We start from the raw sequence: 14,807 nt of genomic DNA on the forward strand, positions 1-14,807 counted from the left end.
GCATCGGCGATGCGGTCAGGCGGGCGAGGCTGGCAGACATGATGGTGGAGCGAAGTACGAAGGTTGGCTAACAGAGAAAGCCAGACGGGACATGCAACGCCGCGCCGGTCGAGCGGTGGCTCTGGCGGATTCGCGGCTGACACGCGCCGAATTCGTGGCGCGCATCGCATTATGCAGTAAGCGCCCACCGCGCCATGCGAAAGAATCGTAACTTTTGGTGCGCATGCAACAAAAAGCCGGGGCGTAACCGCACCCCGGCTTTTTGTCTGGATTTGAGCGCCAGGCGCCGCTTCATGCAACGTGCATCGGAACCACCCGGGCGGCGCAAGCCGCACCCGGCACGCAGATATGCGGCTTCGGCGGCCCGCCTAGTTGCTCATCGCGCCCGACGCCTCGTGTTTCATGCCCATTGCGTCGCCTTTTTTCATCTTGTCGTGCTTCATTGTGTCCTTCTTCATGTGGTCTTTCGACATGCCGTCCTTGGACATGGAATCTTTCGACATCGAATCATGCGACATCGAATCGTTGGACATCGCGCCGCTTGCCTGCGCGAATGCGGCGCCGCCGCTCATCAGAAAGGTGACGGCCACTGCTGCGATTGCAAATTTCTTCATGGGATAACTCCGTTTGTTGTGGATCAATCGAACCGGCCGTAGCCGGCGTATTTCCGAAGCTTCTGCCGCCCGGGGTCGCGCATGCGCGCGGCGCATGCGGCGACCCGCGCGCGTCAGGAGCCTCCGAACCAGTTGTAGCCCTGGTCGACCCAATAGCCGCCAGGATACGTGTTGGTGACGAACATCTCGACGATGTGCTTCGGGTTCTTGTAGCCGAGCTTGGTCGGCATGCGCAGCTTCATCGGGAAGCCGTATTTCGCGGGCAGGCGCTCGCCGTCGTACGAAAACGTGAGCAGCGTCTGCGGATGCAGCGCGGTGGGCATGTCGATGCTTTCGTAGTAGTCGTCCGCGCATTTGAAGCCGACGTACTTCGCACTCGTGTCCGCGCCGATGCGACGCAGAAAATCGCCGAACGGCGTGCCGCCCCAACGACCTATCGCGCTCCACCCTTCCACGCAGATATGCCGTGTGATCTGCTCCTCGTGCGGCAGCGCATACAACTCGGGCAAGCTCCAGACGCGCTGGCCGGTCACGAGGCCGCTGATTTTCAGTTTGTAGCCGGAAGCGTCGACCTGCGGCACCTCGTCGACACCGTAGTAGGCATTGAACGGAAACGGCCGAGTGATCTGCGCTTCGGTGTATGTAGGCGCCAGTTGCCTAGGATCGAACAGCGCGGCTTGTGCGCGATCGTTCAGGCGCGAGACGGCAGTGAGAAACTTGTTGACCGATTCGTCGTCGGTCAGCGAGCAGCCGGTCAGCATCGACAATCCGCCGAGCGACAGTAGCTGCTTGCCGAAGAGTCGCCGCGACGGCATCGAAAGCTCGCGCCTGACGTCGATCAGGATCGACTCGCGGTCCAGTTTGCCAGCGACATTCGTCGCAGCGTTTTTAATGAGCTTGTTCATGATTCGGTATCCGTAACATTCGCGCGAAGCATTTATCGACCGCGCAACATGGCAAGCAGCGAGCGAGGCACGAGCGCAACCATCGCCAGATGAACGACGATGAACGCGGCCATCAGCGCCATCGCGCAGAAGTGGACGATGCGGGCGTTGTCGTAGCCGCCCATCAACTCGCGCAGCAGCGGGAACTGCACCGACTTCCAGATCGCGAGCCCAGACAGCACAAGCACGAGCAGATCGAGAACGACGAACAGGTAGGCGAATTTCTGCACCGCGTTGTAGACCCGCAAGTCCGCGTGCGACAGCTTGCCGGTCAACGCGGCGATGAAATCGTGCAACACCGCGCGCGGCGAGACCGGCAAAAACTTGCGGAAGAAACGTCCGGTCGCAAGGTTCAGCGCGAGATACGCGAGGCCGTTGAAAACCAGCAGCCACATCGCTGCGAAATGCCATTGCAATGCGCCGCCGAGCCAACCGCCGAGCGTGATTTCCGTCGGAAAACGAAACGCGGGAAAGACCGGCGACGCGTCGTAAATGCGCCATCCCGACAGCATCATGACGATCGCCGCGAGTGCGTTGAGCCAATGCGTGATGCGCACCCATACCGGATGTATCACGCCGCTGGAGGGCGCGGCAGGCGGTGCGCTGTCGCGAACAACATGAGGCGTTGCCATGGGAATCTCCGTTGATTGACGCGAGCTCAATGGCAGGCGGCCAGTTCGGCCACCTGCAGCACGTCGCCGGTTGCTGCGTTCTGGACAAAAGCGACTACGCCGAATCTGTCGGCCGACGCGTTCGCGTTCTTGTTCGTATCGGCATTGGTATCGGCATCGTCGAAACGAATGTCGCGACTGATCTGCGCATTGCCGCCGACGAGCGGCACCGGCCCGATCCATTGCCGCACCACTCGTTCGTGATGCAATGTCGCGCCGCGGTTTTCGCCGGCGCCGACCTGCGAGCTCAGCGAGTTTTCGTACACCGCGACGTAGGCATCGAGCGGCCCGGCGGTATCGGCAGTCTTGCTGTCAAAGCGCGCTGCGACGTTGAATGCGCCGCCCGTCTGCGGCTTCAATTCGAGGGCGACATTCGCTCGTGCCGGCTCAGCCACGAGCTTGCCGACGCGACCTTCGAAACTGTCGCGTTGCGACCAGCTTCGCAACTCCCGCCCCGCCACGAAAACTTCAGGCGTGTAGATGGTGTGACCGCCCGCAAGATCGGTGAGCGTCTGCTGACGTTCGGTGAAGCGGTGCTGCGAGAAGCGATCCGTCCAACCGAGGCTGTTCCAGTAGTCGACGTGCAGCGCCAGAGGCACGATGCTTTGCGTTGAACCGCTGTGCTTCCATTGGCTGAGCCACTGGTCGGCGGGCGGACAGCTATTGCACCCTTCGCTGCTGTACAACTCGACGAGTGCAACGCGATGCGCTGGACTGCGCGCGCTGCACATCGCGCCGGCTGCATTTGCCAGACCGCTCGCGGACAACATTGCTATTGCACTGAGAACTGCGACGGCTCGAACGAACGGTCGGCGTGCGCGGCGCATGACGATTGATTGCATGACCTGCTCCTATCGGGATCTGCACGTTTGTCGATGCGCGCAGCAGGTTATGACAGCCCCCCGCAAATTTTTTTGCCTGACGTTTGCACGCGTGTTCATCGCATCACCGTTTGGCGCGGCCCGACTTACAGCGGCGAAATGTTCGCGAAGGTCGTTGAAAGACGCCGTGCTAACATGCCCTTAATCACTGCGCCGCTTGCTGTCACCACAGTCATCGTCAGCTACAAGCGGCGCGTCGCTCATCTTCACTCGACAACTGCCGGCCCTTCAATGCGTTCTCCGACTTCACGCGCCCACACCCGCTTGCGCCCCCGCCGCGCAAGTGGATGCGCGCGCGTGCAGTTCGCGCCGCATTCCGCCGACGAGCCGTCGCGAACGCTTCCGCCAGAAACGCTTCCGCTTCTCGCCGCCCGGCGCCCCACCTGACGCAGCTCGCTTCCTTGCCTGAAGCCGCGTCGTCCCCAAGGGGACTTTCGGGGCGCCGGGCCGATCACATCCGCATGATGTTTCCTCACACAGATTGCAGCCATATTGCAGATCGAATTGGAGTAGCCGCCGTGAAAACGACCAGAAGGACCAAGCAGTGTTACCTCACCGAACTCGACGTCGCCCGTCTTGAGAAGCACGCCGCTGCACCCGGCGCGGACGCACGTTTGCACGACATGCTCGACGACGTACTGGAGCGCGCGGTTATCGTCGATTCGCGCGAGATTCCGGCCAACGTGGTCACGATGAACTCGCAGGCGACGCTCGTCGACGAAAGCAGCGGTGAGCACATGACCTGGACCGTCGTCTATCCCCCCGACGCCGACTTCGCGCATGGCCGCCTGAATGTGTTCTCGCCAGTCGGCCTTGCGCTTCTCGGCGCGAAACGCGGCGAGCAGATTCGCTTCGTGCCGCCAAGCGGTGCCGAAAAGGTGCTGAAGCTGGAAAAGATCCTGTACCAGCCCGAAGCCTCGGACGATTTCACGCTGTAGGCAAACAGGCCGCGCGGCATTAGTGCTGCAGCGCGTCATACGCGGCGCGCCCGTCAATACAAGGATAGTGCGCAAATAGCGGATCGGCGGGCTGCAACGCGATGCGGCGTCTTGCGCTTTCGCTCCCGCAGATAGCCTCGGCCCACAAGGGCGCTGCGCCTCACGCAAGACGCCCATACCGATCGCACACAGCATTGCAGACGGGTTGCCAAGCGGCGCCCGCCCGGTGTATCGTGTGCGCTGCTAACGCGGGGGTCCTGCGATGCACGGGAGTTGGAGGTCCGTGCCACGTGGGTGAGAAATACCCTTTGAACCTGATCTGGATAATGCCAGCGCAGGGAAGCGTACGGATTTCGCACTCCAGCCCTTGTGCCTCATCTCTCGCGAATTCCGACTACTTCCGTCTCGTCTCCTGCTTAGCGGCCCACATTGCTTTGACGGAGAACACGCATGAACGCCAACCCGAAGTTTCTTTCCGCCGACGCCCACGTCGACGAAGCCGCCGTCGCGCCGCTGCCGAACTCCCGCAAGGTCTACGTGACCGGCTCGCGCCCCGACATCCATGTGCCGATGCGCGAAATCACGCAATCCGACACGCCAGACAGCTTCGGCGGCGAAAAGAATCCGCCCGTGTACGTCTACGATACGTCGGGTCCCTACTCCGATCCCGAAGCGAAGATCGACATCCGCGCCGGCCTGCCCGCGCTGCGTCAGCGCTGGATCGAAGAACGCGGCGACACGGAACCGCTCTCCGGCCTCACGAGCGACTACGGCCGCGAGCGCGCCGCCGATCCCGCGACTGCCGAATTGCGCTTTCAAGGCCTGCACCGCACGCCGCGCCGTGCGATGCCCGGCAAGAACGTGTCGCAGATGCACTACGCGCGCAAAGGCATCATTACGCCGGAAATGGAGTACATCGCGATTCGCGAGAACCAGCGCCGCGCGGAATATCTCGAGACGCTGAAGACGAGCGGTCCGAACGGCGAAAAGCTCGCCGCGATGATGGGCCGTCAGCATCCGGGCCAGGCGTTCGGTGCGAGCGCTTTTGGTCCGAACGGCCTCACCGAAATCACGCCGGAATTCGTGCGCGACGAAGTTGCGCGCGGCCGCGCGATCATCCCGAACAACATCAATCACCCGGAAAGCGAGCCGATGATCATCGGCCGCAACTTCCTCGTGAAGGTGAACGCGAACATCGGCAACTCGGCGGTGACATCTTCGATCGGCGAGGAAGTCGACAAGATGACGTGGGCGATCCGCTGGGGCGGCGACACGGTGATGGATCTGTCGACCGGCAAACACATTCACGAAACGCGCGAGTGGATCATCCGCAATTCGCCGGTGCCGATCGGCACGGTGCCGATCTATCAGGCGCTCGAAAAGGTCAACGGCAAGGCCGAGGACCTGACGTGGGAGATCTTCCGCGATACGCTGATCGAACAGGCCGAACAAGGCGTCGATTACTTCACGATTCATGCCGGCGTGCGTTTGCAGTATGTGCCGCTCACCGCCAAGCGCATGACCGGTATCGTGTCGCGCGGCGGCTCGATCATGGCGAAGTGGTGCCTCGCGCATCACAAGGAAAGCTTCCTGTACGAGCATTTCGAAGACATCTGCGAAATCATGAAGGCGTATGACGTGGCCTTCTCGCTCGGCGACGGCCTGCGTCCCGGCTCGATTTACGACGCGAACGACGAAGCGCAACTCGGCGAATTGAAGACGCTCGGCGAGCTTACGCAGATCGCATGGAAGCACGACGTGCAGACGATGATCGAAGGCCCCGGCCACGTGCCGATGCAGTTGATCAAGGAGAACATGGACCTGCAACTCGAATGGTGTGACGAAGCGCCGTTCTACACGCTCGGGCCGCTCACCACCGACATCGCTCCCGGTTACGATCACATCACGTCGGGCATCGGCGCGGCAATGATCGGCTGGTTCGGCACCGCCATGCTCTGCTACGTGACGCCGAAGGAACACCTGGGCTTGCCGAACAAGGACGACGTGAAGACCGGCATCATCACGTACAAGCTCGCCGCGCACGCCGCGGATCTGGCGAAGGGCCATCCGGGCGCGCAGGTGCGTGACAATGCATTGAGCAAGGCGCGCTTCGAATTCCGTTGGGAAGATCAGTTCAACCTCGGTCTCGATCCGGATAAGGCACGCGAATTCCACGACGAAACGCTGCCGAAGGATTCCGCAAAGGTCGCGCATTTCTGCTCGATGTGCGGTCCGCATTTCTGCTCGATGAAGATCACGCAGGACGTGCGCGAATTCGCGGCGCAACAGGGCGTCACCGACGACGAAGCGCTGAAAAAAGGCATGGAAGTGAAATCCATCGAGTTCATGAAGAAAGGCGCCGAGATCTATCAGCGGCAGTAAAAGCCACGCGGTTCTCGCACCGGTGACAGCCGCGCGCGCATTTCGATGCGCGCGCAACGTCTAGCAACACAAAGCCCGCCATTGGCGGGCTTTTTTTCGCCTGCTGTTCAGGTACGGCTCCTGCTACGCGTTGGGAAACATTTGATTACGAAACCGTCAGTCTGCTGACAACCTCATACATCTGGAAACTGTCCACAGCGATAAGATCAATTCAGGAACGCAATACGACAGGCGGCTTCCAATCACAACAAAGGGAGTGAGCATCATGAAATCGATTCGTAAATTGGGTTCGCTCGCGATGATCGTCGCGGTTGTCGCGAGTCTTTCGGCCTGCGAGGGAATGAGTACGCGGCAACGGGATACCGCAATCGGCGCGGGCGTCGGCGGTGCCGCGGGTGCGGTCATTGGAGGCAGTGCGCTTTCCACGCTCGGCGGCGCGGCCGTGGGCGGCGTGATTGGTAATCAGGTCGGCAAGTAAGCTTCGTTACTCCTCAGCGGTGAAACGCGAGCCCGGGTGCAATGCCCTGCTCGCTTTCCGCTGACAAGACGTGCGCCGGGAAAAGCCGTAAAACGAGGCGAAATACGCCGTTACGGTTTTGCAATCCTCTTTGCGCCGCGTGAGCGTAAGCTCGTGCAATGACGTACCGACGAAGGCGTCGGCTGCGTCGCTCGCAAGTTGCCTGCACACCGGAGCTCGTCATGAAGTCCCGCCTGGTTGACTCTTCTCATTCCGTTTACATGCTGTCGCGGCTCCGCACGCGCCAACGTATTTCTACCAGCGGTTACATCGGCCGCGTCCGGCTAGCGCTCTGCGGCGCCGCTGGCGCAGTGGTGCTGTCGGGCTGCTATTACCCATACGGTTACTATCCGGGCTACTACCCTGCGTATTACGCGACCGTCCCAGCCAGCGCGGCACAGCGAGAAGTGCCGGTGGGCACGGTGGGCGGCACGGGCACCGATCCGCAGGCCGGGCAGCAAGCAATGCAAGGACAACAGGTCGAGCAGCAGCCAGGCTCGTCGTACCCGCCTGCCACCTATGTGGTCGCGCAACCGCCGGTGTACGTCGCGCCCGCTTATCCCGCGTATTATCCGCCGCCGGTTTATCCGCCCTGGTACGGCTACGGCTATCCTGGCTGGTACGGTCCGTCTGTGTCGATCGGCTTCGGCTGGTGGTCGGGCGGACATGGCCATGGCCACGGCTACCATCATTGAACGACTTGAGGTTGAGCGAAGTGATTCTTGCCGGCGCGCGCCGCCGGCACGACTCAGGGCGACAAGCTTCCGATTGCTCCCGTAGTTTCCCTTCTTGACGTGAGAGCCTCGGGCTCTATGCTTGGTTAAGCCGCACACAGTAACCGTTTAAAAGCGAGCCGACCGGTGGTTTTCTGCGCGGGCGGCGCTCATCCGTCCTGCAGGAGCGACGCGTCCCGTCATTCGCAGTCACGCGTCGATTTCGAACAACAACGAAGGAGACGTGATGTTTCATCAACTACTCACTCCAGTCGGCAATTCCCTGCTTCCGTCGTTCCTCGTCGCGGCATTGCCGATCATCGTCGTGCTGTTGCTGCTCGGCTGGGCGCGCCGGCCTGCATGGCAGGCGTCGCTCGCGGGGCTGATCGTCGGCCTCATCGTCGCGATTGCCGTGTGGCAGTTTCCAGTGAGGCTCGCGCTGGACTCCGTCGCCGCTGGCGTCGTGTTCGCGTGCTGGCCGGTCATGTGGATCGTGTTCACCGCGATCCTGCTATACAACATCGCACAACGCTCCGGCCGCTTCGCGGCCTTTCGCATGTGGATGATCGACAACCTGCCGAACGACCGACGCGTCGTGCTGGTCGTGGTGGGCTTTTCGTTCGGCGCGTTGCTGGAGGGAATTTCGGGCTTCGGCACGCCGGTCGCAATCACGAGTTCGCTGCTGATCCTGCTCGGTTTTCCGACGCTCGAAGCACTCACCTTCACGCTGATTTTCAACACGGCGCCCGTGGCATTCGGTGCGCTCGGCGTGCCGATCACGGTGCTCGGCGCAGTCACGCATCTGCCCGCCGATTCGCTCGCAAAAATGGTCGGCCGCCAGTTGCCGTTCTTCGCCTTGCTGTTGCCGTTCTACGTGATCGCCGTCTATGCCGGCTTTCGCAACATGGTGCGCGTCTGGCCGGTGCTGCTGGTTTCAGGCGCCAGTTTCGCGCTCACGCAGTTCGTCGCGTCGAACTACGTCAATTACAGCCTGACCGACGTGTTGTCGTCGATGGTGTCGCTCGTCGTCACGATCGCGTTTCTGCGCGTATGGAAACCGGCCGTCGATCCCGCGTTTGCGGTGAATATCGACCGCGTCGGCGAAGTGCGCGGCAAGATCGGCGGCAGCCAGGGCTGGTATCCGTGGATCATCGTGTCCGTAGTCGTGATCGTCTGGACCGTGGCGAAAATATTTCTGATCGGCGACGTCAAAGTGCCTTGGCCGGGCCTCGATAAGGCGGTGTTCATCACCTTGTACAACACACCGTACGGCGCGATCTGGGACTTCCAGCCGCTCGCCACCGGCACGGCGATTCTGGTCGCCGCGATCATCACGAGTCTGGTGGTCGGACTCAGCGCGCGTGATTTCGGCGCGGCGATCGTCGATACGTGGGTGCAGACGCGCATCGCGATTCTCACAGTCGCGACCATCGTCGGGCTCGCCTATCTGATGAACTACTCGGGGCTCACGTACACGCTCGGGCTCGGGGTCGCGTCGGTCGGACCGTTCTTCCCGCTGGTGTCGGCGTTCCTCGGCTGGGTCGCGGTATTCCTGTCCGGCAGCGATACGTCGGGCAATGCGCTGTTCGGCAACCTGCAAGTGGTTGCGGCCAATCAGTTGAACCTGAACCCCGTTCTGATGGCGGCGACGAACTCCTCGGGCGGCGTGATGGGCAAGATGATCTCGCCGCAAAATATCTCGACAGGCGTGGCAACGACGGACCTCAAAGGCAAGGAAGGCGTGGTATTCGCCAAGACGTTCAAGCATTCGATTCTGTTGACCGTGCTGCTCGGCATTCTGGTCTGGCTGCAGCAGAATGTCCTTCAGGGAATGATTCCGCACTGAACCAGCGTTGAGGTGGCGGGCGCGCTGGCTTGGCGCGCCCGCGCCTCTCCCTCGCGTCGTGAAATCGCAATTTTTCTCACATCAGCGTGAGAATTGCTCGCTTTGCGCGGCTTCCCGCCACGCTTACGATCACGTGTGTCAGACGCCCTCTCCCGAATCTTGCCATTTCATTCCACGCTGAAACGTTTCGTCTTCTCGCGCTGATACGATGCGCAGGCGTCTCGACTCAACCGCGCGCGACGCCATCACAATGAATGCCAAAAATATCGTCCAGTTGCTGATCCTCGCGGCCCTGTGGGGCGCGTCGTTCCTGTTTATTCGCGTCGGCGTAACCGACTTTGGCGTTGCGCCGCTGATGGCGCTGCGCGTCGGCATCGGTGCGGCCTTCCTGATCGCCGTGCTGCTCGCGCGCCGCCCGTTGCAACAATCGGCGACGATCCTGCGCACGCGCGCTTTTCCGCTGCTCGTGGTGGGCATTCTGAATTCGGCGGCGCCCTTTTGTCTCTTCGCCTATGCGGAGTTGACGCTGTCGGCGGGCGTGACGTCGGTGATCAACGCAACGACACCGCTGTGGGGCGGCCTCGTGGCTTTCCTCTGGCTGCGCGACCGGCTGAGCGCGCTGCGCACGCTCGGCCTCGTGATCGGTTTCCTCGGCGTGCTGATGCTGGTCTGGGATCAGATGGCCAGCCCGGGCAGCGCGTCGGCGACGCCGCTGACAACCGCGCTCGCCGCCGGCGCGGCGCTCGGCGCAACGCTGCTGTATGGCATCGCCGCGAATTACACGAAACGTTACCTGACCGGCGTCGACGCGCTCACAGTGGCCGCCGGCACGATGACGGGCGCCACCATCGTTCTGTTGCCGCTCGCGGTGATCTACTGGCCGAGTGCACCGATCTCGCTGCACGCGTGGGGCGCAGTGCTCGCGCTTGGCGTAGCGTGCACCGGCGTCGCCTATATGCTGTTCTTCCATCTGATCGCGGTGGCCGGGCCGGCGCGGGCGATCACGGTCACCTTCGTGATCCCGATCTTCGGCATTCTGTGGGGCGCGCTGTTTCTCGGCGAAGGCGTTTCAGCCGGCATGCTCGAAGGCTGCGGCGTGATTCTGGTGGGTACGGCGCTGGCAACGGGCGTCATCAAGCGCTTGCCGTGGGTCGGAACCCGTCGCGCGGATACCTGAGGATTGCGCAACGCGTCGATCAGAGGGGCATTCAGGCGAACGGCAACCCTTGCGGCGCGCCGCCGCGAGCCGTTCGTATCAGGTCAGCGGTAGCGTCTTGCCCGCTGCCCTGCGACACGACGCGCCCCCGCTTGACTCCAATCACCCACCGTTTGAATTCAGCGCAGCGGCCACCTCGGGCGCAGCGTGCCCGCGTGACGCGTCCGCAGCGCTCGCGGCCGTCGCGACTCCTGCGGATTCAAGGCCGCACCGCACACGAGCGCGAGAACGAGCAAGCTCGCCGCCCACATCCAGTAAGGGATCACGTCGAACATGGCTGTCTCCGGTTGAGCGCCGATCCAGGCCGGCCCACTCATCGTGAGCAAGACGTGTGCACGCGGCATCTCGCGGGACGGCAACGTGATCTCATTCGTCGCAAAATAAAGAACCCGCCCGGGAACGGCGTTCCGGACGGGTTTTCAGACAGCCTGCCGCCAGTTGCAGCGGCGCGCGTCAGTGCAGTTGATCGGCCATCAGCGTCATGATCTGCGTGGCCTGCGGGCTTTCGTCGACACCACCTTTGTCGTCGACCACGGCGACGCGGGTCTGGTCAGGCGTCAGCGCGCGCACGTTCACGCGATACTGCTTGGCCACTTTTTCCTTCTTGCCGTGGAATACCTGGCTCCAGAAGCCCTGCTCGGCCGACGACATGTCCTTCGGATCGACGTAACGCACGAAGTACAGGCCGCGGCTCAGATCGCGGTCGTCGACGGTGAAATTGCTGCGGTCGAGCGCGAGGCCCACGCGCAGCCATGCACGGTCGTACGGCTCGCCGAGCGTCAGTTCGTTCGACGACAACTGCGCCGACGCGTTCCCCGCGTCCGGATCGCGCACCGGCTGCTGTGCCGAAAGGGCGACATTCTGTGCCGCAGTGGCCGCAGCCGCCGATTTCGCGCCCGACGTAGCCGCGTTAGGCGCGGTCTGCGCGCCGGCCGGCGACAGTTCTGCTGTCTGGCCGCCGCCCGACTTCGCGCGCGAATCGGCAAGCGCGAGCGCCGCCATCAAGCGCTTCAGGTATTCCTGCTCTAGGCCGGGGTCGTTCGCCTTCGGCTCCCACGTGCTCGAGTCGTTGTTCGTGCCGGTCAGCGCCTCGCGCATGCCCTTCTGGCTGATGAACACGTACGTGCCGCCGTTCGGCGCCGCTTCGAGGCGCGTGCGGTACTTGTTGCGCTCGGAAGTAACGTAACTGTTGCCCAGCGCCTTGGACAGCGTGCTGCGGATCAGACCGTCGTTGATCTGCGCGTGCGTTTCGTTCCAGTCGGTTTCCATCACGCCCTTGTCGCGCTGGTCGACCACGAGCAGGAAACCCTGCTCCTGCCAGAACCGGCGGATTTGCGGCCACGCGTCTGCCGGCGCCTTGCCGTCGATCACGAGCCAGCTTTCCGTGCCGTCGCGCTGGATATGCATGTTGCTCACGGGCGGCACGACCGCCAGCGTGTTGGCCGCGGGCGCCTGGGCCTGAACCTGACGCAGCGTGGACAGCGAGGTTTCGCCGCCTTGCGGGGGCAGCGAACGCTGATCGGGCGTCTCGTCGATCATGTTCGGCGGGACGGCGAGTGACACCTGTTTCGATTTGGAGTCGCTCTTGTAGTCGACTTTGGTCGGCGACGACGTGCCGCAGCCGGCGACCAGCCCGCCCGCCATCAGCATTACTGCAAACCGCTTGGTAAGACGAAGATCAGTCATGTTCGGGGAATCCTTCCGCTACGCCACGGCAAGTTTCCGTGGATCAACCCGATATTTTACCGATCCCGGCGAGCCCTGTGCAAAAACCGGGGTTTGCACCGCCCGAGGGGTTCACCGCATGCGTCATATTTAACGTTCGGCAAACATTCCGAATGGCCTGTCAGGTGCATGCGACGCGTCTGTCAGAACATTGTTTCCAAAGACTCTTTGCAGGCTCGACGCCCATCACTTTTGCGATAACACAGGGCCGTGAAACGGGCGCCAGGCTTCGTCAGGAAGCGCGAGTGATATCTTCAAATCGACTTTGCGAGAACAACAAACGCGCCACGCCACGGAGACTGTCATGCCCCAAGCCCATTTCTTTCGCGTCATTACCGCGTCAGCGATTGCCGTCGCGACGCTGTGCGTCAGTGTCCATGCTTGCGCTCAACTCGGCGGTGTGATGCCGCTGCAGCCGACGGGCCACGCCGCGGCGCCTCAAAGCCTGCTGAACGGCGCGCTGCGCCTGCGTACATCGACCGATGCGGGCAACACCGCCATCAACGAATACGCGACGAGCACGGGCGAAATCGTCGCCTATACGTGGCAAGGCCCGACGATGCCCGATCTCGTCGCCCTGCTCGGCAACTACGCCGGCTCTTACCGGGCGGGCGCTGCGGCCGCGGTCGACGGCAATCTGCACGCGTCGCGCGTCGCGCGGCCGGACGTGATCGTGGAATCGGGCGGACCCATGCGCGGCTATGCGGGCCGCGCATGGCTACCTGGCGCGTTGCCGCCGGGCGTCACTGCCGACGACCTACGCTGACGCTGGTCCAGGCGCTTCCGGATGGGCCCGGCGCTTGTATCGGTGCTGCTCCAGTTCGAAAGACCATCGGACAACCCCTTCGGCGCCGGCAGACCAACAGAGCCGGACAAGCAACGCGGCCAACGCATGGTCAGCCGCGCAAATCCTGTTGCTGCGCTCGCGCCGGCCTTCAACCCGATTGCGGCAAGCCGCGCCCAGAAGCGCCTCAACAATTCGCCTGAGCGCGCCCGCACCACCAGGCGCCCGGAACAACCAAAACGACTGCCGACCTACGTTGACTCCATGAAGCTCAATCTCTCACTCCCTCTCCTGCTGCTCGTCTGCGCGGCTCTTACGGCATGTGGCGGCGGCAGCGGTGGCGGCCAGGCCGCGACCACCCCGGCGCGCAGTTCAGGGGCGGCGAGCGCGCCCGTCGCGTCGGCTCCGACTGCCGCATCGAGCCCAAGCGGCACTGCCGTCGCACAGTCGAACACGCCCAATGTGCAGCCGATCGTCGTGACGGCGGCGCCGCGTCTCACGCGCAACATACTGACCACGAGCGTCACCATCTGCCAGCCGGGCACGGACAACTGCGCGACCATCGACAACATTCAGGTGGACACCGGCTCGCACGGCCTGCGCATTCTTGCCTCGGCCGTTCCGGCTGGCTTGCCGCTCGCCGCGATCACGTCGGGCGCCGGGATATCGGGCGAATGCGCGGTGTTCGGCGGCGGCTACGCGTGGGGCGCGGTGCGCAGCGCGGACGTGCGCATGGCCGGACAACTGGCCGCGTCGATCGCGATTCAACTGATTGCCGACCCTGCGGTGCCGACGGTCCCTGCGGACTGCGCCGGCGCGGGGCCGTCGATGCTCACGCTCGACACGCTGCGTGCCAACGGCATTCTCGGCGTCGGCGCGTTCGCGGCCGACTGCGGCAGCGCCTGCGCGAACGCAGCGCTGCCACGCTGGTACTACGGCTGCGACGCGGGCGGCGCCTGCATGCCGGCCGCGCAACCTCTCGCACAGCAGGTGGTCAATCCGGTCAGCCGCTTCGCCCTCGACAACAACGGCGTGGTGATCGATCTCCCCGCGGTTCCAGACAGCGGCGCGCTCACCGTTTCCGGGTCGATGATCTTCGGCATCGGCACTCAGGCAAACAACACGCTCGGCAGCGCGCGGGTGTTGAAGGGCAATCCGCAGACCGGCTACGTGACGACCACGCAAGGCGCTCAAACGTACACGCAAAGTTATCTCGACACGGGCTCGAACGGCCTGTTCTATCGCGACACGCAACTGCCCCAATGCGGCTACTGGTATTGCCCGAGTTCGACGCAGTCGGCGACGGCGACGATCACCGGCACGGACGGCGCGGCAAACGCAGTCACGTTTTCGGTCGGCAATTCGCGGGTTCTGTTTGCATCGGCGAACAACGCCTTCAACAACATGGCGGGCATCGCAAGCAGAGGCTTCGGCTGGGGCCTGCCGTTCTTTTTCGGGCGCCGTGTGTACACTGCGATTGCATCGCGCGCGACGTCCGCGGGGCCCGGCCCTTACTACGCCTTCTGAGTGCGATGCCTCATTTGCTGTGCTGAAAATTCGCAAATTCGTGGATGGC

Annotated in this window: 14 protein-coding genes and 1 riboswitch; of the genes, 8 read left to right on the forward strand and 6 right to left on the reverse strand. The window is 63.1% G+C overall.

Annotation, left to right across the window (positions count from 1 at the left end):
• Window positions 1-368: 368 nt before the first annotated feature.
• From J2W46_RS20715 to J2W46_RS20730, 4 genes are all read right to left on the reverse strand, one after another.
• Window positions 369-614 carry a pentapeptide MXKDX repeat protein gene (locus J2W46_RS20715; RefSeq protein ID WP_020065429.1) on the reverse strand — a complete coding sequence of 82 codons (246 nt, stop codon included), beginning with the start codon at window positions 612-614 and terminating at the stop codon, window positions 369-371.
• Between the two features lie 113 nt (window positions 615-727).
• A complete protein-coding gene (locus J2W46_RS20720) occupies window positions 728-1,519 on the reverse strand; it encodes a molybdopterin-dependent oxidoreductase (protein ID WP_310355787.1) in 792 nt (263 codons plus the stop codon).
• Window positions 1,520-1,551: 32 nt separating this feature from the next.
• Window positions 1,552-2,190 (reverse strand): cytochrome b/b6 domain-containing protein, encoded by a 639-nt coding sequence (locus J2W46_RS20725; protein WP_027775488.1) that lies wholly within the window; start codon window positions 2,188-2,190, stop codon window positions 1,552-1,554.
• Between the two features lie 26 nt (window positions 2,191-2,216).
• Window positions 2,217-3,071 (reverse strand): DUF1223 domain-containing protein, encoded by an 855-nt coding sequence (locus J2W46_RS20730; protein WP_310355789.1) that lies wholly within the window; start codon window positions 3,069-3,071, stop codon window positions 2,217-2,219.
• A gap of 557 nt (window positions 3,072-3,628) precedes the next feature.
• Here J2W46_RS20730 and J2W46_RS20735 point away from each other — a divergent pair.
• The 6 genes from J2W46_RS20735 to J2W46_RS20760 all read left to right on the forward strand — a co-directional run bounded on the left by J2W46_RS20735 (window position 3,629) and on the right by J2W46_RS20760 (window position 10,683).
• Window positions 3,629-4,048 carry a GreA/GreB family elongation factor gene (locus tag J2W46_RS20735; protein WP_020065425.1) on the forward strand — a complete coding sequence of 140 codons (420 nt, stop codon included), beginning with the start codon at window positions 3,629-3,631 and terminating at the stop codon, window positions 4,046-4,048.
• Window positions 4,049-4,288: 240 nt separating this feature from the next.
• Window positions 4,289-4,407, forward strand: a riboswitch (TPP riboswitch).
• Between the two features lie 91 nt (window positions 4,408-4,498).
• Window positions 4,499-6,430: a phosphomethylpyrimidine synthase ThiC gene (gene thiC, locus J2W46_RS20740; protein WP_310355790.1), complete on the forward strand. Its 1,932-nt coding sequence runs from the start codon at window positions 4,499-4,501 to the stop codon at window positions 6,428-6,430.
• A gap of 265 nt (window positions 6,431-6,695) precedes the next feature.
• Window positions 6,696-6,908: a glycine zipper 2TM domain-containing protein gene (locus J2W46_RS20745; RefSeq protein WP_020065423.1), complete on the forward strand. Its 213-nt coding sequence runs from the start codon at window positions 6,696-6,698 to the stop codon at window positions 6,906-6,908.
• Window positions 6,909-7,129: 221 nt separating this feature from the next.
• Window positions 7,130-7,642 (forward strand): hypothetical protein, encoded by a 513-nt coding sequence (locus J2W46_RS20750; RefSeq protein WP_310355792.1) that lies wholly within the window; start codon window positions 7,130-7,132, stop codon window positions 7,640-7,642.
• Between the two features lie 265 nt (window positions 7,643-7,907).
• A complete protein-coding gene (locus tag J2W46_RS20755; protein WP_310355793.1) occupies window positions 7,908-9,506 on the forward strand; it encodes an L-lactate permease in 1,599 nt (532 codons plus the stop codon).
• Between the two features lie 250 nt (window positions 9,507-9,756).
• Entirely contained in the window at window positions 9,757-10,683 is a 927-nt protein-coding gene (locus J2W46_RS20760) for a DMT family transporter (RefSeq protein ID WP_088174951.1), read from the forward strand.
• 158 nt (window positions 10,684-10,841) lie between these two features.
• On the opposite strand, the gene J2W46_RS20765 is transcribed toward J2W46_RS20760, so the two are convergent.
• On the reverse strand, window positions 10,842-10,997 hold the full coding sequence (locus tag J2W46_RS20765) for a hypothetical protein (protein WP_310355794.1): 156 nt from the start codon (window positions 10,995-10,997) through the stop codon (window positions 10,842-10,844).
• 178 nt (window positions 10,998-11,175) lie between these two features.
• Window positions 11,176-12,408: an outer membrane protein assembly factor BamC gene (gene bamC / locus J2W46_RS20770; RefSeq protein WP_020065418.1), complete on the reverse strand. Its 1,233-nt coding sequence runs from the start codon at window positions 12,406-12,408 to the stop codon at window positions 11,176-11,178.
• 343 nt (window positions 12,409-12,751) lie between these two features.
• On the opposite strand from bamC, the gene J2W46_RS20775 reads away from it, so the two are divergent.
• Together J2W46_RS20775 and J2W46_RS20780 are read left to right on the forward strand one after the other, a co-directional pair.
• The gene (locus tag J2W46_RS20775) at window positions 12,752-13,213 is read left to right on the forward strand and encodes a DUF2844 domain-containing protein (RefSeq protein ID WP_310355795.1); all 462 of its coding nucleotides are present in this window, start codon (window positions 12,752-12,754) and stop codon (window positions 13,211-13,213) included.
• A 282-nt stretch (window positions 13,214-13,495) separates the two neighbouring features.
• Window positions 13,496-14,758, forward strand: coding sequence for a DUF3443 domain-containing protein (locus tag J2W46_RS20780; protein ID WP_310355797.1), 1,263 nt, complete (start codon window positions 13,496-13,498; stop codon window positions 14,756-14,758).
• The last annotated feature ends 49 nt before the right edge of the window (window positions 14,759-14,807 follow it).

Source organism: Paraburkholderia strydomiana (genome assembly GCF_031456815.1).
Lineage (GTDB): Bacteria > Pseudomonadota > Gammaproteobacteria > Burkholderiales > Burkholderiaceae > Paraburkholderia > Paraburkholderia caledonica.

What these genes read in the sequence shown, in the direction of transcription:
- J2W46_RS20750 (WP_310355792.1), top strand. Translation starts at nt 7,130, where the DNA reads ATGAAGTCCCGCCTGGTTGACTCTTCTCATTCCGTTTACATGCTGTCG.
- J2W46_RS20725 (WP_027775488.1), bottom strand. Translation starts at nt 2,190, where the DNA reads ATGGCAACGCCTCATGTTGTTCGCGACAGCGCACCGCCTGCCGCGCCC.
- J2W46_RS20720 (WP_310355787.1), bottom strand. Translation starts at nt 1,519, where the DNA reads ATGAACAAGCTCATTAAAAACGCTGCGACGAATGTCGCTGGCAAACTG.
- J2W46_RS20760 (WP_088174951.1), top strand. Translation starts at nt 9,757, where the DNA reads ATGAATGCCAAAAATATCGTCCAGTTGCTGATCCTCGCGGCCCTGTGG.
- bamC (WP_020065418.1), bottom strand. Translation starts at nt 12,408, where the DNA reads ATGACTGATCTTCGTCTTACCAAGCGGTTTGCAGTAATGCTGATGGCG.
- J2W46_RS20765 (WP_310355794.1), bottom strand. Translation starts at nt 10,997, where the DNA reads ATGTTCGACGTGATCCCTTACTGGATGTGGGCGGCGAGCTTGCTCGTT.
- J2W46_RS20775 (WP_310355795.1), top strand. Translation starts at nt 12,752, where the DNA reads ATGCCCCAAGCCCATTTCTTTCGCGTCATTACCGCGTCAGCGATTGCC.
- thiC (WP_310355790.1), top strand. Translation starts at nt 4,499, where the DNA reads ATGAACGCCAACCCGAAGTTTCTTTCCGCCGACGCCCACGTCGACGAA.
- J2W46_RS20780 (WP_310355797.1), top strand. Translation starts at nt 13,496, where the DNA reads ATGAAGCTCAATCTCTCACTCCCTCTCCTGCTGCTCGTCTGCGCGGCT.
- J2W46_RS20755 (WP_310355793.1), top strand. Translation starts at nt 7,908, where the DNA reads ATGTTTCATCAACTACTCACTCCAGTCGGCAATTCCCTGCTTCCGTCG.
- J2W46_RS20715 (WP_020065429.1), bottom strand. Translation starts at nt 614, where the DNA reads ATGAAGAAATTTGCAATCGCAGCAGTGGCCGTCACCTTTCTGATGAGC.
- J2W46_RS20745 (WP_020065423.1), top strand. Translation starts at nt 6,696, where the DNA reads ATGAAATCGATTCGTAAATTGGGTTCGCTCGCGATGATCGTCGCGGTT.
- J2W46_RS20730 (WP_310355789.1), bottom strand. Translation starts at nt 3,071, where the DNA reads ATGCAATCAATCGTCATGCGCCGCGCACGCCGACCGTTCGTTCGAGCC.